This is a genomic window from Bacillus sp. 1021 (assembly GCF_014534735.1).
GTDB classification, from domain to species: domain Bacteria; phylum Bacillota; class Bacilli; order Bacillales; family Bacillaceae; genus Bacillus; species Bacillus siamensis.
Map to the genome: position 1 here is coordinate 286312 of NZ_JACVSR010000004.1, position 16671 is coordinate 302982.

17 protein-coding genes and 1 pseudogene are annotated in these 16671 nt (G+C 47.0%); 14 read left to right on the plus strand and 4 right to left on the minus strand.

Features of this window, described 5'->3' with window-relative positions; genetic code table 11:
- Window positions 1-79: 79 nt before the first annotated feature.
- From dctP to ICW23_RS15885, 6 genes are all read left to right on the plus strand, one after another.
- Window positions 80-1336 (plus strand): C4-dicarboxylate transporter DctP, encoded by a 1257-nt coding sequence (gene dctP / locus ICW23_RS15860; protein ID WP_012116859.1) that lies wholly within the window; start codon window positions 80-82, stop codon window positions 1334-1336.
- A 185-nt stretch (window positions 1337-1521) separates the two neighbouring features.
- On the plus strand, window positions 1522-2571 hold the full coding sequence (locus tag ICW23_RS15865) for an AI-2E family transporter (protein WP_016937187.1): 1050 nt from the start codon (window positions 1522-1524) through the stop codon (window positions 2569-2571).
- Between the two features lie 100 nt (window positions 2572-2671).
- Window positions 2672-3598 carry an ABC transporter ATP-binding protein gene (locus tag ICW23_RS15870; RefSeq protein ID WP_188154775.1) on the plus strand — a complete coding sequence of 309 codons (927 nt, stop codon included), beginning with the start codon at window positions 2672-2674 and terminating at the stop codon, window positions 3596-3598.
- A 19-nt stretch (window positions 3599-3617) separates the two neighbouring features.
- On the plus strand, window positions 3618-4358 hold the full coding sequence (locus tag ICW23_RS15875) for an ABC transporter permease (RefSeq protein ID WP_095242095.1): 741 nt from the start codon (window positions 3618-3620) through the stop codon (window positions 4356-4358).
- Between the two features lie 94 nt (window positions 4359-4452).
- The gene (locus ICW23_RS15880; RefSeq protein WP_045927183.1) at window positions 4453-4788 is read left to right on the plus strand and encodes a hypothetical protein; all 336 of its coding nucleotides are present in this window, start codon (window positions 4453-4455) and stop codon (window positions 4786-4788) included.
- 114 nt (window positions 4789-4902) lie between these two features.
- Entirely contained in the window at window positions 4903-6048 is a 1146-nt protein-coding gene (locus ICW23_RS15885; protein WP_188154776.1) for an acyl-CoA dehydrogenase family protein, read from the plus strand.
- A gap of 25 nt (window positions 6049-6073) precedes the next feature.
- On the opposite strand, the gene fbpB is transcribed toward ICW23_RS15885, so the two are convergent.
- Both fbpB and ICW23_RS15895 read right to left on the minus strand, forming a co-directional pair.
- Window positions 6074-6220: a Fur-regulated basic protein FbpB gene (gene fbpB / locus ICW23_RS15890; protein WP_003156206.1), complete on the minus strand. Its 147-nt coding sequence runs from the start codon at window positions 6218-6220 to the stop codon at window positions 6074-6076.
- Window positions 6213-6387 (minus strand): annotated as a pseudogene (locus ICW23_RS15895) (Fur-regulated basic protein FbpA); the annotation flags it as partial. The pseudogene ICW23_RS15895 and the gene fbpB, both read right to left, overlap by 8 nt.
- A 216-nt stretch (window positions 6388-6603) precedes the next feature.
- Between ICW23_RS15895 and ICW23_RS15900 the strand changes: the two are divergent.
- The gene (locus ICW23_RS15900; RefSeq protein ID WP_047476314.1) at window positions 6604-7497 is read left to right on the plus strand and encodes a cation diffusion facilitator family transporter; all 894 of its coding nucleotides are present in this window, start codon (window positions 6604-6606) and stop codon (window positions 7495-7497) included.
- Here the strand turns inward: ICW23_RS15900 and ICW23_RS15905 are convergent.
- Window positions 7494-7811 carry a thioredoxin family protein gene (locus tag ICW23_RS15905; protein WP_016937180.1) on the minus strand — a complete coding sequence of 106 codons (318 nt, stop codon included), beginning with the start codon at window positions 7809-7811 and terminating at the stop codon, window positions 7494-7496. The two genes, ICW23_RS15900 and ICW23_RS15905, sit on opposite strands and share 4 nt — an antisense overlap.
- A gap of 153 nt (window positions 7812-7964) precedes the next feature.
- On the opposite strand from ICW23_RS15905, the gene ICW23_RS15910 reads away from it, so the two are divergent.
- The 5 genes from ICW23_RS15910 (at window position 7965) to ICW23_RS15930 (ending at window position 14368) form a co-directional block, all read left to right on the plus strand.
- Window positions 7965-9050, plus strand: coding sequence for a D-alanine--D-alanine ligase (locus tag ICW23_RS15910; RefSeq protein ID WP_013351087.1), 1086 nt, complete (start codon window positions 7965-7967; stop codon window positions 9048-9050).
- A gap of 77 nt (window positions 9051-9127) precedes the next feature.
- On the plus strand, window positions 9128-10498 hold the full coding sequence (locus ICW23_RS15915; protein WP_064778180.1) for a UDP-N-acetylmuramoyl-tripeptide--D-alanyl-D-alanine ligase: 1371 nt from the start codon (window positions 9128-9130) through the stop codon (window positions 10496-10498).
- A gap of 329 nt (window positions 10499-10827) precedes the next feature.
- A complete protein-coding gene (cshA, locus tag ICW23_RS15920) occupies window positions 10828-12315 on the plus strand; it encodes a degradosome RNA helicase CshA (protein WP_047476319.1) in 1488 nt (495 codons plus the stop codon).
- A 117-nt stretch (window positions 12316-12432) separates the two neighbouring features.
- Window positions 12433-12912 (plus strand): PH domain-containing protein, encoded by a 480-nt coding sequence (locus tag ICW23_RS15925; RefSeq protein ID WP_029575265.1) that lies wholly within the window; start codon window positions 12433-12435, stop codon window positions 12910-12912.
- Window positions 12902-14368, plus strand: a complete 1467-nt coding sequence (locus ICW23_RS15930; protein WP_188154777.1) for a PH domain-containing protein — start codon at window positions 12902-12904, stop codon at window positions 14366-14368. Before ICW23_RS15925 ends, ICW23_RS15930 begins: the two co-directional genes overlap by 11 nt.
- Here ICW23_RS15930 and ICW23_RS15935 read toward each other — a convergent pair.
- On the minus strand, window positions 14365-14964 hold the full coding sequence (locus ICW23_RS15935) for a rhomboid family intramembrane serine protease (protein ID WP_188154778.1): 600 nt from the start codon (window positions 14962-14964) through the stop codon (window positions 14365-14367). The genes ICW23_RS15930 and ICW23_RS15935 overlap by 4 nt on opposite strands.
- 92 nt (window positions 14965-15056) lie before the next feature.
- Here ICW23_RS15935 and acpS point away from each other — a divergent pair, with 92 nt between their 5' ends.
- Both acpS and ICW23_RS15945 read left to right on the plus strand, forming a co-directional pair.
- Window positions 15057-15422 (plus strand): holo-ACP synthase, encoded by a 366-nt coding sequence (gene acpS / locus ICW23_RS15940; protein ID WP_188154779.1) that lies wholly within the window; start codon window positions 15057-15059, stop codon window positions 15420-15422.
- A gap of 164 nt (window positions 15423-15586) precedes the next feature.
- Entirely contained in the window at window positions 15587-16594 is a 1008-nt protein-coding gene (locus ICW23_RS15945) for a LolA family protein (protein ID WP_016937172.1), read from the plus strand.
- Window positions 16595-16671 lie beyond the last annotated feature (77 nt).

Below are 16671 nucleotides of genomic sequence, written 5' to 3' on the forward strand. Positions count from 1 at the left end.
ATGAACATAAGCTTCCCCTCTTCATTTGAAAACGCTATCATTTCAGCATAGACACAGCGAGAGGCAAGGGGGAGCAGGGATGAAAATATTCAAAAATCTCACGGTGCAAGTCATCACGGCGGTCATCATCGGCGTCATCGTCGGGCTTGTATGGCCTGAGGCCGGGAAACAGATGAAACCGCTCGGCGATACATTTATCAATGCGGTAAAAATGATTATCGCACCGATCATATTCCTGACGATCGTGCTTGGCATCGCCAAGATGGGAGATATGAAAAAAGTCGGCAAAGTCGGGGGAAAAGCATTTATTTATTTTGAAGTCGTGACCACCATTGCCCTTATTATCGGACTTCTGGTCGTCAATATCATGAAACCCGGTGAGGGGCTTGATTACAGCAAGCTTGAAAAAGGGGATGTCTCTCAGTACACGCAAAACGGGGGACAGGGAATTGATTGGATTGAATTTATCACTCACATCGTTCCGTCAAACATGGTTGACGCTTTTGCGAAAGGTGACATTCTTCAGGTCTTATTCTTTTCTGTTTTATTCGGAGTCGGCTTGGCAGCGCTCGGTGAAAGAGGCAAAAGCATTATTGATTTCTTCGATAAACTGTCGCACGTCTTTTTCAAGATCATCGGCTACATCATGCGCGCGGCGCCGATCGGCGCATTTGGGGCCATGGCCTATACGATCGGGCACTTCGGACTTGATTCCATCAAGCCGCTGGCGAGTCTGATGCTGTCTGTATACGTTACAATGTTCCTGTTTGTATTTGTCGCTTTGAATATCATTTGCAAGCTTTTCGGTTTCAGTTTGTGGAACTATCTCCGGTTTATTAAAGATGAACTGCTCATCGTTCTCGGCACAAGCTCTTCTGAGTCCGTTCTGCCGCGGATGATGGATAAAATGGAGCGCTACGGCTGTTCCAAATCGGTTGTCGGTCTTGTGATTCCGACGGGGTATTCCTTTAATCTGGACGGCACCTCGATTTACCTTTCCATGGCGACGGTTTTTCTGGCGCAGGTGTTCGGCGTTGACCTTACCATCGGTCAGCAGGTTACAATCATTCTCGTGTTAATGCTGACATCAAAAGGCGCGGCGGGCGTAACCGGAAGCGGATTTATCGTGCTCGCCTCCACTTTGTCGGCGCTCCAGGTGATCCCGCTGGAGGGGCTTGCGCTGCTCCTCGGTGTTGACCGCTTTATGAGTGAAGGAAGGGCGATCGTCAATCTGATCGGAAACGGAATCGCCACGATCATCGTAGCCAAGAGCGAAAATGAGTTTGACGAAGCAAAAAGCACACAGGCCGTAAAAGAAATGAAAACGGCGGTATAAAATGGGAGGAACGGCCTGCATCCGGCATGCCGTTCTTTTTTTTGTCTGCCATGAGTAAAAAAGATAAATTTGTTTAAATTTATTAGGAGGTGGACAAAGACCTTAGCGTCATTTTGTTATATAATTTACAATTAGAGAGTGAAAGATGAAATCTAAGGGCTTTTTGTCCTAGCAGGAGTGTATAAATGGCGGCTATTTTTAAATTTTTTCAGCATCCGGGTGTCAGACGTTTTTCCGTTTTTCTTGTTTTGACTGGGGTGTTAGTTGTATTCCGAAGTATGATTAATTTGATTTTGCTTACGTTTATTTTTACTTTTCTGATGGATCGGCTGGAGACTGTCATCCGGCACGTGTTGAACCATTTTTTCCGTATCAGTCAGAGGGTGGTCATCACCATTTTATATATTGCGCTGGCTGTCGGAGCGACTGTGGGAGGTTTTGTCTTCTACCCGATTGTTGCCAAGCAGATTGAACAGCTGATTAAGCAGATCAAGCACATCGCGTATCATCCCGATGTCATCCCGTTTTATGATGAAATATCGAGCGTGTTCGGGGACATTAATATCGGTTCTTATGTAAAAGAAGGATTTAATGTACTGTATACATACTTGGCCGATATCAGCACTTTCGGTTTGCAGGTCGTGATGTCACTGATTCTCAGCATGTTTTTCCTGTTCGAGAAAAAGCGGCTCACGGAATTCATGAAAAAATTTCAGCACAGCAAGCTGTCTGTCTTTTACTATGAACTTGCTTTTTTCGGCAGCAAGTTTGCGAGAACATTCGGCAAAGTGATTGAAGCACAATTTATTATCGCGCTGGTGAACTGTATCCTCACCTTCATCGCATTGGCCATTCTGCATTTTCCGCAGCTGTTCGGCCTGTCCATCATGGTCTTTTTCCTCGGGCTCATTCCCGTGGCGGGTGTGGTGATTTCGCTCATCCCGCTCAGTATCATCGCGTATACGACGGGCGGCGCTGCGTACGTCATCTACATCGTATTGGTCATTTTCGTCATTCATGCGATTGAGACGTACTTCCTCAATCCGAAACTGATGTCAGCGAAAACGGAACTTCCGATCTTTTTTACCTTTACGGTTTTGATTTTCTCGGAACATTTCTTCGGCATTTGGGGCCTGATTATCGGGATTCCGATTTTTGTGTTCCTTCTGGATATTCTGGATGTCGTCAATAATGAAGAGAAAGAAAAATCCGGACCGGGGCCGGAGAAGACGTAACAGCCCCGGCTCTTCACGAATAAATGACAAATGTTATAATGCAGACAGTGCCTTATGTACGGGCACTGTTTATTTTTTTTTGAAAAGGGAGGAAGGCTGTATGACTGAGCCGATTTTACATATTGAAGGCCTTGACAAAACAATAGGCAAAAAGCACATTTTGAAAAACATCAGCATGGATGTCAGGCAGGGCGAGATCATCGGTTTGCTCGGTCCGAACGGGTCGGGAAAAACTACATTGATCCGCATCATCGTCGGTCTTTTAAAGAAAAACAGCGGCACGATTACAATTAACGGCTTTCAGCACGATACTGAGTTCGAAAAAGCGTTGGAATCCGTCGGCGCGATCGTGGAAAACCCTGAATTCTACCCGTATCTGACGGGATGGGAAAACCTGAAGCACTTTGCCAACATGCACAAAAACATCAAAGAGGACAGGCTTCAGGAAGTCATCGAGCGGGTCGGGCTCGCAAATGCCGTTCACGACAAAGTTAAAACGTATTCCCTCGGCATGCGTCAGCGTCTCGGGATTGCACAGGCCATTCTTCACCGTCCGAATCTGCTCATTTTAGATGAACCGACAAACGGGCTTGATCCCGGCGGAATGAAAGATTTTCGCGATCACTTAAAAGAGCTCGCGGAGCTTGAAGGGACGAGTATTCTCTTTGCGACGCATTTATTGCGTGAAGTGGAGGACCTTTGCGACCGTGTCATCATCATTCAAAAAGGTGAAATCAAAACAGAGGTCGTTCTGCGAGGCGCAGCGGAAAAAGAAGAAAAAGCCATCCTCGACATACAGCCTGCTGACGAAGCATTCGAATGGCTGTCCCAACAGCAGTTTGCTCCGGAGAAAAACGGCGGGGGCATTACCGTCACCGTAGCGAAGAAGGACATCCCGGAATTAAACCGGGCGCTCGTCGGACAAGACTTTCTCGTGTATTCCATCATGCCGTATGCGGAATCGCTTGAGGATGAATTCATGAAAGTGACGACGGCGCTTCAAGAGGAGGGGGAGACGAATGTTTAAATTGACAGCGAATGAGCATATGAAACTCTTTAATCGTAAAGTCTCATTAGTGGCGCTGATTTTGATGGCCGTTCTTCAGTTTATTATGGCGCTCGTCATTAAACGGCTTGTCATCAGCTCCGGAACGGACGAGAATTTCATCGGCTATATGGCGTACGCGCCCGGGCTCAATATTCTGCTTGAAGCATTAACGATTGTCATTGCGGCGACGATCATTTCAGCTGAATTTGATAAGAAAACGATTAAATTTTTGTTAATCCGTCCGGTAAAACGGGAGCGGATTTTTATATCTAAACTCATTACCGTATTTTTGGTCAGCTTGTACCTGTATGCGGCGTACTATATTCTGTCTCTGCTGTTCGGTATGGCTTTCTTCGGAGTGTCGGTGACATCTGAATCAGGGACGCTTCTTGTGAACACACTGAAAGTAATCGGCACGAACTGGGTCGAGGCATTTGCGATGGCATGCTTCGGATTGCTGTGCTCTTCCTTATTCCGTAACAGCGCAACGGCCGTCATTCTGTCATTTATCGTCCTGTACGGCGCGAAATCACTTGTGACGATTATGTCAGTCTTCCAAAACAAATGGGGAAGCTTCCTGCTGTTCGCGAATACGGACCTGACGCAATACATGAGCGGGGCGAAACCGCTGTTTGCGGGAATGACGCCGTTATTTTCGACAGGCATTATCATTATCCATATCGTCTTCTTCTTAGCCGTCGCTTGGTGGAGCTTTTGCAAACGCGATGTTCGGGTATAAAGTAAAGGAATGACATTTTTGTGAAAAAGATCACGATAAATCAATAATTTATGCTATTTTGATTTATAATAAAGGTAATGACGGAGGTGCTCACTTGAGAAATTTTATTACCGCATTACCGATTGTGTTATTGCTTGGTTTTTCCTTTGTGTCATTCATGTTCCAATTCGAACATCTTGTTTATTTCAGGCTTGCGCTGGGATTGTTTTCTACAGTGGGTCTGTTTCTCTTATATAAAATGAAGACGGGATTCCGTTATTTCATCATCTACCTGTATACAAGCTGGATCGTGCTTGCGGCGGTTACCGCGTTTGAGGAGCCGATTTTCTCAAGCTTTTTCTTTGGCGGACTGGTGATGACGATGGGTTACCTCACATATATGCTGATTTATCTCGGGCTCAAGCAGGACCGCGGCCCGGAAGCAGTCTGAACACGCTATTCTATGGAATAGCGTGTTTTTTTGTACAGCCTTACAGTTGCGAAACGGGACTTGAATCTCTATAATACTTATTAACTTTATCGGAATTATAATGGGGGGATTCCAGTGTCTTTATGGATACAGAACGAACGGCAGAGAGAATGGATGGGAAAAATCGGCCTGCTTGCAGACGAATTTCAAAAAACAGCCGCGCTTGATGACGAAGAGGGCCGTTTTCCCGCGGAGAAAATTGAAAGACTGCGGGCCGCGGGATATACGGCGTTAACGGTACCTGAGACCTTCGGCGGTGCAGGCATTTCCGTTTATGATATGGTGCTGTTTCAGGAACGGCTGGCGCGGGGAGACGCGGCCGTTGCTCTCGGAATCGGCTGGCATTTATCTGTCATGGGAGAGCTCGGAGAAGAAAACAGCTGGAATGAAGATGTCTTTTCTTTTATCACAGAAGAGGTGAAAAAGGGAGCCGTCCTGAACCGGGCAGCGACTGAACGGCAGACCGGCAGTCCGACGAGGGGAGGAAGACCCGGCACTTCCGCTGTCAAAAAAGACGGAAAATGGGTGCTGAGCGGCCGGAAAACTTTTACAACCCTTTCGCTGACTTTGGATTATATGCTTGTGACGGCATGGATTGAAGAAAAACAAACGACCGGTGTTTTTCTCATTCATAAAGATCAGGCAGGCGTTTCAGTCGAAGAAACGTGGGATATGATCGCCATGAAGGCGACCGGAAGCCACGACCTCATTTTAAATGATGTCACGGTCAGTGACGAGCGGCTCGTGGAGCTTATCAGCGGGCCGAGAGCGGCGAAAGTGAATGGCTGGCTGCTTCACATTCCCGCTGCTTATTTGGGTATCGCTCAAGCAGCAAGGGACTATGCCGTCCGGTTTGCATCCGAATATTCGCCGAACAGCCTGAACGGACCGATTAAAGACGTGCCGGCCGTTTTGCAGCGGGTCGGGGAAATGGAGCTTGAATTGTTAAAAGCGAGACAGTTTCTTTTCACGGCGGCGCAAATGTATGATGACCCGAAACGCCGCCCTTTCATCAAAAGCGAACTCGGCGCGGCAAAACATATTGTGACAAATGCCGTCCTTTCCGTTGTTGATAAAGCCATGAGAATCACTGGCGCGAAAAGCCTGGAGCGAAACAACCCGCTTCAGCGGTATTACCGGGACGTCCGCGCCGGCCTTCACAACCCGCCGATGGACGATGCGGTAATCGGCAAATTAGCGGCGGAAGCCTTTGAGCAATAAAAAAAGAGCCTGAAATAGGCTCTTTTTATGTATGGCTGTTGTGCCGGAGCAATTTTTGATGCTTGCGGTCGATTCTGTCATAAATGACATTCATCAGCTTTTGATTATTCATAATGGCCGCCTTGTTTTCTTTTATCAGCTGTTCGTATGTTTTTATTTTCCGTTTCGCCATGAGCCCGCACCTTCCTTACATATTTGATATTCGCTTTCTAACTCTCCAAGCGATAATTCATATAAGTGCCGTTCCGACTTCTTGTATATTCCGTTACTGATCAGCAAATGGATCAGATGTTTTTTACGTCCTTCGAATGATGATCTGAGTTGAGGAGAAGATCTCATGATTACCCTTCTAATCAAATGATATTGAGAATCATTATCAGTTAATGAAAGTATACAATGAGCCTATTCATATGTAAAGAGAAAATACCGCCAATTTTTCGACAAAAAGTTTCCCGGGGAATAATGCTGTCGAATTGATTGCATTTCCGGCATATCAAAGCTGCTATTTTTCTGCTTTTCCATCCATACTATGAATGAGAATGGAGGAGTCCTTACATGAATGATCAAACGGCAAATTTAAAACGGGGCGAGAAAGGCGCGATTCTGAATATCGCCGCATACCTCATCCTTGCCGCCGTCAAATTGGCGATCGGTCTTATTTATCATTCCGAAGCGCTCAGAGCGGACGGGTTAAATAATGCCACGGATATTGTCGCATCTCTTGCTGTGCTGATCGGGCTCCGGATTTCCCAGCGCCCCGCGGACAGCGATCATGCCTACGGACATTATCGGGCTGAAACAATTTCTTCACTAATTGCGTCTTTTATTATGATGGCGGTCGGGATTGAAGTGCTGATCGGTGGGGCGAAGGCGGTTGTCAGCGGAACGGAGGCCGAGCCGAGCTACATTGCGGCATGGACGGCGCTCGGAAGCGCGATCGTCATGTACGGCATGTATGTATATAACAGCCGTCTTGCAAATCGGATCAAAAGTTCGGCGCTTCATGCGGCGGCGAAAGACAGCCGATCTGACGCATATGTCAGTATTGGGGCGTTTATAGGTGTCATAACGGCCCGCTTTCATCTGCCGTGGATTGATCCGGTCATTGCTTTTCTGATCGGGATCATCATCTGTAAGACGGCATGGGACATCTTCAAAGATGCTTCCCACTCATTGACGGACGGATTTGACTTGAAAGATTTGGAACCGTACAAACATACGGTGAAAGAAATAAAAGAAGTCAGCAGGCTGAAGGACGTGAAAGCAAGGTATTTGGGAAGCACGGTTCATGTGGAAATGGTCATTACGGTAGATCCGGGACTGTCTGTGAAAGAAGGTCATGAAGTAGCCGATGAGGTCGAATGTGCAATAAAACATGAACATGATGTGACTCATGTCCATGTTCATGTAGAGCCTGAAGTCATAAACAAAGATCACGAAACGAATTAAATATGCTGTGATAAAAACTCTGTGACTTCTTCCGGAGTTTTCGCGTTTGCGCTGTGCAGATGCGCTTTCTTTTCACCGTCTTTAAAGACCAGAAGGCTCGGGATGCCCATCACTTGATATTTGTCGGCAAGCTCAGGGAGTTCGTCTCTGTTCAGCTCATACCAATCATTTTGATTATATTCTTCCAAAATATCGCCGATGAACATATTCATGCGCGTGCAGTCAGGGCACCAGTCAGCGAAAAATTTCACGATGATTTCCTTGTCGGATTGAATAAGTTCATTAAATTGTTCTGTTGTACTGATTTTTTTCATATGACACATCTCCTTTTCCATGCCATTTTAATATAAAATAAAAAGGAATTACATACAAATGCTTTCATATTCAGAATGCCCAAAAATAATTAGATCATTTTCTGATGAAAATGATAAGATAGTAAAGATGAATTGCTGTGGGGGGAATATCCATTGAAAACAAGTCTAGGATTGGTGTACGGCGGAAAGTCAGCCGAACACAATGTATCGCTGCAGACAGCACTGGCTGTAACAAAAGCGCTTAATACTGATAAGTTTGATATACATCCGATTTACATCACTGAAAAAGGAGAGTGGCAAAGAGGCCCGCTTCTGACTGAACCGGTTTCCAACGTGAAAATGCTTCAGCTGGAACAAAATGGTGAAAGTTTCGCTCTTTCAGCATTGAACCGGGAAATGTTTCCTGAAGCGTCGGCTGACGAGAAGGCGCCGATTGACGTCGTATTTCCGCTTCTCCACGGACCGAACGGTGAAGACGGCACGATTCAAGGGCTGCTGGAGCTGCTGAATGTTCCTTATGTCGGCAACGGAGTGCTTGCATCATCAGCCGGCATGGATAAAGTTATCATGAAGCATTTGTTCGCTCAAGCGGGGCTTCCGCAGGCGAAGTATGCCGCTTTCTTAAAAAAGGATTGGAAACAGACGCCGGACAGCTGCTTACAGCAAGTTGAAGAGGAGCTGGGGTATCCGTGCTTTGTCAAACCGGCGAACCTCGGGTCAAGTGTCGGAATCAGCAAATGCCGAAACCGTGAAGAGCTTGAAAAAGCTTTCGAACTGGCTTTTGAGTATGACCGGAAAATTGTTGTGGAAGAAGGAATCGCCGGCAGAGAAATCGAAATCGGCGTGCTCGGAAATGACGAACCGAAATGTTCCGCCGTCGGTGAAATCGCTCCGAAGACCGACTTTTACGACTATAAAGCGAAATACGAAGACGGCGATACGGATTTAATGATTCCCGCGCAAGTGACGGATGAACAGTACGCGGAAATCAGCGAGATGGCGATTAAAGCCTTCAAAGCGATTGATGGCTCAGGCCTTGTCCGCGCCGATTTCTTCCTGACCAATGACGGTCAAGTGCTCATTAACGAAGTGAACACAATGCCGGGCTTTACGCCATTCAGCATGTTCCCGCTGCTGTGGAAAGAAGCCGGCGTAGATTACAGCGATCTGATCGAGCAGCTGGTTGAGCTGGCAAAAGAACGCCATGCCGAAAAACAGCTGATTAAACATACATTTTAATGAAGACGGACACTGCCTGAAGAGGGCAGTGTCTTTTCCCGTAACAGACAACATTTTCAGAAAGCGAGGTGCCACCTTTGATAAAGCGAACTGTAAAACGAATCGCAGACATGGTCAAAGGCACACTGACAAATCCTGTATTTGAACAAACGATGATTGAGGGCGCCGCAACCGATACGCGGACTTTGGAAAAAAATCAGCTGTTCATTCCTTTAAAAGGAGAGCATTTTAACGGTCATACCTTTGTGCCGCAAGCATTCGAAAAAGGCGTCTCCGCGGTATTGTGGGACCGCTCTGAGCCGAATCCGCCGCAAGAGCGTGCCGTGATCCTTGTCGATGACACGCTGGAGGCGCTGCAAACATTGGCAAAAGCTTACTTAAAAGAGCTCGGCACACGGGTTATCGGGGTGACCGGAAGCAACGGAAAAACGACAACAAAAGACATGCTTCACGCCGTCCTCGGCACTCAATACCGCGTTCACAAAACCGCAGGCAATTTCAACAACCATATCGGCCTGCCGCTGACGGTGTTGGCCATGCCCGAAGATACAGAAATCGCCGTTTTAGAAATGGGGATGAGCGCGAGAGGCGAAATTGATTTTCTGAGCCGTCTCGCCGAACCGGAAGCTGCCGTCATTACCAATATCGGTGAATCCCATATGCAGGATTTAGGTTCAAGAGAAGGAATTGCGGAGGCGAAACTAGAAATTATAAACGGACTTCGGGAAGACGGCGTTCTGTTTTATTTCGGGGATGAGCCGCTGCTTCGCGAAAGGGCGTACACTTGCCGGACAACGACATACGGCGCAGGCGCGGACAATGATCTCCGCCTGAAAGAAATGAAACAGGCGGAAGAAGGCACTTATTTCAGTATCGACGGTATTGATCGTTCTTTCTTTGTTCCCGTTCTCGGCAGACATAATGTCATGAATGCCATGGCTGCATACGCCGCGGGCATCTATTTCGGCATTACGCCCGAAAATGCCGCTCTTGGACTGAGCCGCCTGAAAGTGACGGGAATGAGATTGGAATTGGTCAAAACGGACAACGGCATCTCAATCGTTAACGACGCGTATAATGCAAGTCCGACGTCAATGAAAGCGGCGGTCGAATTAATCGAAACGATGAAAGGCTACCGGAAGAAAATGCTCGTGCTCGGTGATATGCTTGAACTCGGTGATCATGAAAAAGCATTCCACGAAGAATGCGGAGCCGCGATCAATCCGGAGGAGATCGACCATGTATTTACGTACGGCACTCTCGGCGCGTTCATCGCTGACGGAGCACGCCGGCATTTTGAAGAAGGCCGCGTCAGCCATTATCTCGAAAAAAAAGAACTGCTTCACGCCATACAGGAAAAGGCCGCTTCCGGCGATCTCCTTCTGTTTAAAGCATCAAGAGGTATGAAGCTTGAAGAAATCGTTAAAGATTTATTAGAGGAGAACTGAAGAAATACTGATCAGCCTCATAAAAATTTATAAAAATGAAGAAACTAAATCCGGGTGAAATAATTCTGTCCGTATGAAAAAGAAAGACCGCCGGCTGGAAAATCCCGCCCGGCGCGGGGGCCGGCGTCATTTGCGGGAAGAATCCGGTCAGGCCGCTTCCGGCAGCTTGAACATCTCGCCTTATTGAAAAACACATAGTGTAATGGTAAGATTAAACGTAAAGTAATTCGGGCTTTGTATACGTATGATCCTGTCCTTTGATGAAAGGGCAGTTTTTAGTGGTAAATCACGACATTACTGAAACAGCAATCAGAAGGAGTTTGAATAATTTGACTATAACGTTTCAAGATTTCCAATTAAGTTCTGATCTCATGAAGTCAATCAACCGTATGGGATTTGAAGAAGCAACACCGATTCAGGCACAAACGATTCCGCTCGGACTTTTAAATAAAGATGTCATCGGACAAGCGCAAACAGGTACAGGTAAAACAGCTGCGTTCGGTATACCCCTTGTTGAAAAAATGAACCCCGAGTCTCCTAATATTCAAGCAATCGTAATCGCGCCAACCCGTGAATTAGCCATTCAAGTATCTGAAGAGTTATATAAAATCGGACAAGATAAGCGCGCGAAAGTGCTGCCTATTTACGGCGGCCAGGATATCGGGCGTCAGATCCGCGCATTGAAGAAAAACCCGCATATCATCGTAGGTACGCCGGGGCGTCTTCTTGACCATATCAACCGCCGCACGATCCGTCTTAACAACGTGAATACGGTTGTCATGGATGAGGCTGATGAAATGCTGAACATGGGATTCATTGATGATATCGAATCAATTCTCTCAAACGTGCCGAGCGAGCACCAAACGCTTCTATTCTCAGCAACAATGCCTGCTCCGATCAAACGGATCGCAGAGCGTTTCATGACTGAGCCTGAGCATGTAAAAGTAAAAGCGAAAGAAATGACTGTTTCCAACATTCAGCAGTTCTACTTGGAAGTGCAAGAGCGTAAAAAGTTCGATACGCTGACTCGTCTTCTTGACATTCAGTCTCCGGAACTTGCGATCGTATTCGGACGTACAAAACGCCGTGTCGATGAGCTGGCTGAAGCCTTGAACCTGCGCGGATATGCAGCTGAAGGAATTCACGGCGACTTAACGCAGGCGAAGCGTATGGTTGCGCTTCGTAAATTTAAAGAAGGTGCAATCGAAGTTCTTGTAGCGACTGATGTTGCCGCCCGCGGACTTGATATCTCAGGCGTAACACACGTGTACAACTTTGACGTGCCTCAAGATCCTGAAAGCTACGTTCACCGTATCGGAAGAACGGGCCGTGCAGGAAAAACGGGTATGGCGATGACGTTTATCACACCGCGTGAGAAAAGCATGCTTCGCGCGATTGAACAAACGACAAAACGCAAAATGGACCGCATGAAAGAGCCGACGCTTGACGAAGCATTAGAAGGACAGCAGCAGGTGACGGTTGACCGTCTGCGCACGGCGATCAGCGAAAACAACCTGAACTTCTACATGACGGCAGCTGCGGAATTGTTAGAAGATCATGATGCAGTGACAGTTGTGGCTGCAGCCATCAAAATGGCGACAAAAGAGCCGGACAGCACGCCTGTACGCCTCACTGATGAAGCGCCGATGGTCAGCAAACGCTATAAAAACCAGCGTACTTCTAAGCGCAGAGACGGCCAAGGCGGCGGCTACCGCGGCGGCGGCAAAGGGAAAAACACCAACCGTTCTTCCTACGATAAAAAACGTTCAACTGACCGCCGTTCTTCAGGTGACAGACGCCAGAAAAAATCATACTAAAACACAGGAAGCGGACCCTTTTACAGGGTCCGCTTTTTTTTTGATATGCCGGAAAGTGAATCTTTTTTGCAAATCAGCCGTATTTGTATGTATGATAAAAAATGGGAGGTAGGTATGTTGAGAGCACAGCCAAAAAATCGAATCAGTCCAAGCGGCTTAAAAGTCTGGCGTCTTCAGGAAATCATCCTGTCCGCCGTTTGTCTTCTGGCCGTTATAGCAGCAGCTGTTTTAAGCCATTTCTTCCATTGGCCGTATTGGATCACCGGAGTCCTCGGCATCATTTGGATCATCGGCTCAGTGATATCCATCTATGCCATACCGAAAATCAGGCACAGGATCTGGCGCTATGAAGTCCATGAAAATGAAATAGATATTCAATCCGGCATTTTTATTGTCAAACGGGTCATTGTGCCGATGGTGAGGGTGCAGCACGTAGATACTTCACAAGGCCCGCTTCTCAGAAGATACCGCCTGGCCTCAGTCAAAATCTCCACGGCGGCGACCGTTCATTCCATTCCGGCGCTTGATATGGAGGAAGCTGACCGGCTGAGGGATTCCATTTCCCGTCTGGCAAGGGTGACGGAAGATGATGTCTGAACCGAAACGTCTGCACCCGGCGGCCGTGATTTTGAACTTATTCCATATTATTATCGAAACCATTAAAAACATTATTCTGCCATTTTTTCTTGTCTATATTGTTAATTCCAACCATTTCATCCGCTTTTACGGAGGCATTGCGCTCGCCGTTTTGCTTATCTGGCTGATTGCAGCAAGCGTGATCGAATGGAGAAAGTTTACATATCGCATTGAAGACGGGGAATTCAGAATAGAAGAAGGCTTATTTTTTACAAAAAAAAGATACATCTCCATTGACCGGATTCAATCAATGAATACGAGTGCAGGCGTCATTCAGCAGCTTTTTAAGCTGGTTAAGCTGCAAATCGAAACGGCCGGCGACGGAAAAAATGCCGAGGCCGTCTTATCCGCCATTACCGTGGAAGAGGCGGAACGGATCAGAGCGGCGGTTTTTCAGCAAAAAGCCGAGCTGGAAGAACACCGAGAGACAGCGGCGGAGCAGGAGCCGATGCCTAGGGGTGATGTGCAATCCGTCTACCGGCTGTCTTTAGGCGAGCTGCTTATGGCGGCTTCAACATCCGGGGGAATCGGTGTCATCATCTCAGCGGTATTCGCCCTCTTTTCTCAGATTGATGAAGTATTTCCGATGGACTGGCTCTATGACAGGTTCTCTTTTCTCAAGCATGCGAGCATTGGCATTTACGCCGTGATCATTTTCATAGGATTGTTCATCGCCTGGCTGTTAAGCATCGCCGGTATGATGATCAAGCATGCCAACTTCAAAATAGAGAAAAAGGAACATGAATTGGTCATTACACGCGGAATTATTGAAAAGCATCAAGTGACGATCCCGCTCCGTAAAATTCAGGCCATTAAAATTAAAGAAAATGTCATCAGACAGCTATTCGGATACGCGACGGTTGCGATTGTCAGTGCAGGCAGGGCGGGGAATGAGAAAGAAGGCGCTCAAACGATTCTGTTTCCGATCATCCGCAGATCCAAGCTCGGTGTGATGCTGAACGGTTTCACACTGGATTACGTGCTGGAAGAAAACCGGAATCATTTGCCGAAAAGGGCGCTGCGCCGGTATTTATTCCGATCCGTTATCTTTTCGGTTTTCGTGATCATCCCGCTTTGTATTCTGTTTAAACCGTGGGGATATGCATCGCTGCTTGTGCTTCCTGCCGAACTGGTGCTTGGATATGCCTCGTTTAGGACAGCGTCATGGTGCATAAACGGCGGCAGGCTTCAGATCACCACGAGGCTGGTCGGGAAGACGACCACGATTATGCTGAGAAGAAGAATGCAGATGCTGGAAGTCAGCCGGTCTATTCTGCAAAAAAGAAGACGGCTCGCATCCGTGGCTACCGCAGTGAAATCAGCTCACCACATGGAGCATGTCATGCTGAAGGATGTCAGTGAGGAAGATGCCGAACGCATCGGGCGCTGGTATTCATATGAAAAAGCGGACGGTTAATACCGCCGCTTTTTTTGCTGCACGCATAAAAAAGAAAACAAAAATCCGCCTGCCAGTCCGAACAAATGCGCCATAATGTTAATATTAGAATTGATAAAGGTCGACAGTACCGCGATGACAAGCAGCGTCATAATCATTTTTGACTGGTCCCGGCCGATCAGCTCTTTCCGGAAGACAGTCAGAAACACATACACGCCGAAAAGTCCGAAGATCGCCCCTGATGCGCCGACATGCACATAATCAAGCGGCTCGACAAGATACGTGCCGATATTGCCGATGATGCCTGACGCGATGTACACAATCAGAAAACGGACTTTTCCGAGCATCTGCTCAAGCGGGGGCGCGAATAAAAACAGAGACATGGAGTTGAACAGGAGATGGGTGAAATTCGCGTGTAAAAACATTGGTGTCACCAGCCGCCACCATTCTCCCTCGAAAACACCGTAATTATAGCCGGTCACTGCATCTGACCACATCATGACGGAATGAAGCGGCAGGCTGAAAAACAGCCATAAAAACGCCTGAAGCGCCAGAATACAGCTGACGGCGGGATAATGTCTGATAAAAGTCTGGAAATTTTCCGTTCGTATAAACATCGCAAGCCCCTTTGCACTTGATTTGTTACATATATAGTAACACGTTTATGACACAAACCGTTTTTTAGTACGGACTTTTAGGAGGAATTCACATGATTTTCGGAATCGGAATCGACATCGTTGAACTGCACAGAATTGAAAACATGCTCAGCCGGCAGACGAGATTTCCGCAAAGAATATTGACGGACGGTGAATACGTCCGTTTTACACAGCTGTCGGACAAAAGGAAAATTGAATTTCTCGCGGGAAGATTCGCGGCAAAAGAAGCATTTTCGAAAGCGTACGGCACGGGTATCGGCAAAGAGCTCAGCTTTCAGGATATTGAAATCGGAAAGGACACGGCCGGAAAGCCAATGCTGACCTGCGCCAAGCTTGACGGCGCGGCAATTCACGTCTCTATTACCCATACAAAAGAATACGCCGCGGCGCAGGTCGTGATTGAAAGGTTGTCACGCTAGTCTGCATATTAGCCGAAACCCCTTCATATATTTGATAGTGCATTAAGGGAGACAAGTTGTTTGAGGCTTTTATGGTACGCGTCCGGCCGTTCAGGGCGTACCGTTAAAGTCAAACAAGCGATTTCTTCCCTTTACATCAATTGAGAAGAAGGGGTTGGAAAAAGGTGAGAAAAAGCTTTGTTTTGCTTTTAACGGGACTGCTTGCCGTCCTTATTCTTTCGGCCTGCGGCCAAAAATCACAGGAAGATATCGTGACCGGTTTAGATAAGAAGGCGAAAGAATACACCTCGTACAAAGCAAAAGCCAAAATGACCATTGAAACGGGGAGTGATCCGCAAGTATACAATGTGGAAATCTGGCATAAAAAACCTTCCCTGTACCGGGTCTATCTGGAAAATCCGAAAAAAGACCAAAATCAAGTCATTTTACGGAACGCCAACGGAGTCTTTGTCCTCACGCCGTCTTTAAATAAGAGCTTCCGCTTCCAAAGCGACTGGCCGAATAACAGCAGCCAAGTATATTTGTTTGAGTCACTTGTAAAAGACGTGCAAAATGACAAAGACGCCGTCTATTCCGCCAAAGATAAAAAGTACACGTTTGAAACAAAAACAAACTATCAGCATAACAAAATGCTGCCGACGCAAGAAATCACTTTCAACAAAAAGGACATGAGCCCGTCGCTCGTCAAAGTCATGGATACAGACCGGAAAGTGATGGTAAAAGTGGAATTCAAAAGCTTTGAATTCAACAAACCGTTTGACAAAGACTCTTTTGACGAGAAGAAAAACATGACGCTTTCCCAGATGGACGTCGCCACAAGCGCTAAGCCGTCTGATTCATTTGCCGTCAAAACACCGCTTCAAGTCCCGGCCGGCGTCAAAAAGCTTGAAGAGAAAGATATTTCAACCGCGGACGGCAAACGGGTCGTCATGACATACGGCGGGGAAAAATCATTCACGCTCATTCAAGAAAAAGCCCAAATCGCAAAAGCAGCCTCTGCCGTCACGCTGAAAGGCGAACCGGTTAATCTCGGCTTCACGGTCGCCGCACTATCCGATACGTCTTTAACGTGGACATATGACGGAGTGGATTATCTCCTGTCATCGAAGGATCTTACGAAAGACGAAATGGTGGCCGCCGCCAAAAGCATGCAGGGACAGTCTTCAAAATAACGTCAAAAAGAGGCCGCCGCTGCCGGCCTCTTTTTTTGATTCCATTTCACTTTGCAGAATAATTTTAGTATGATAAT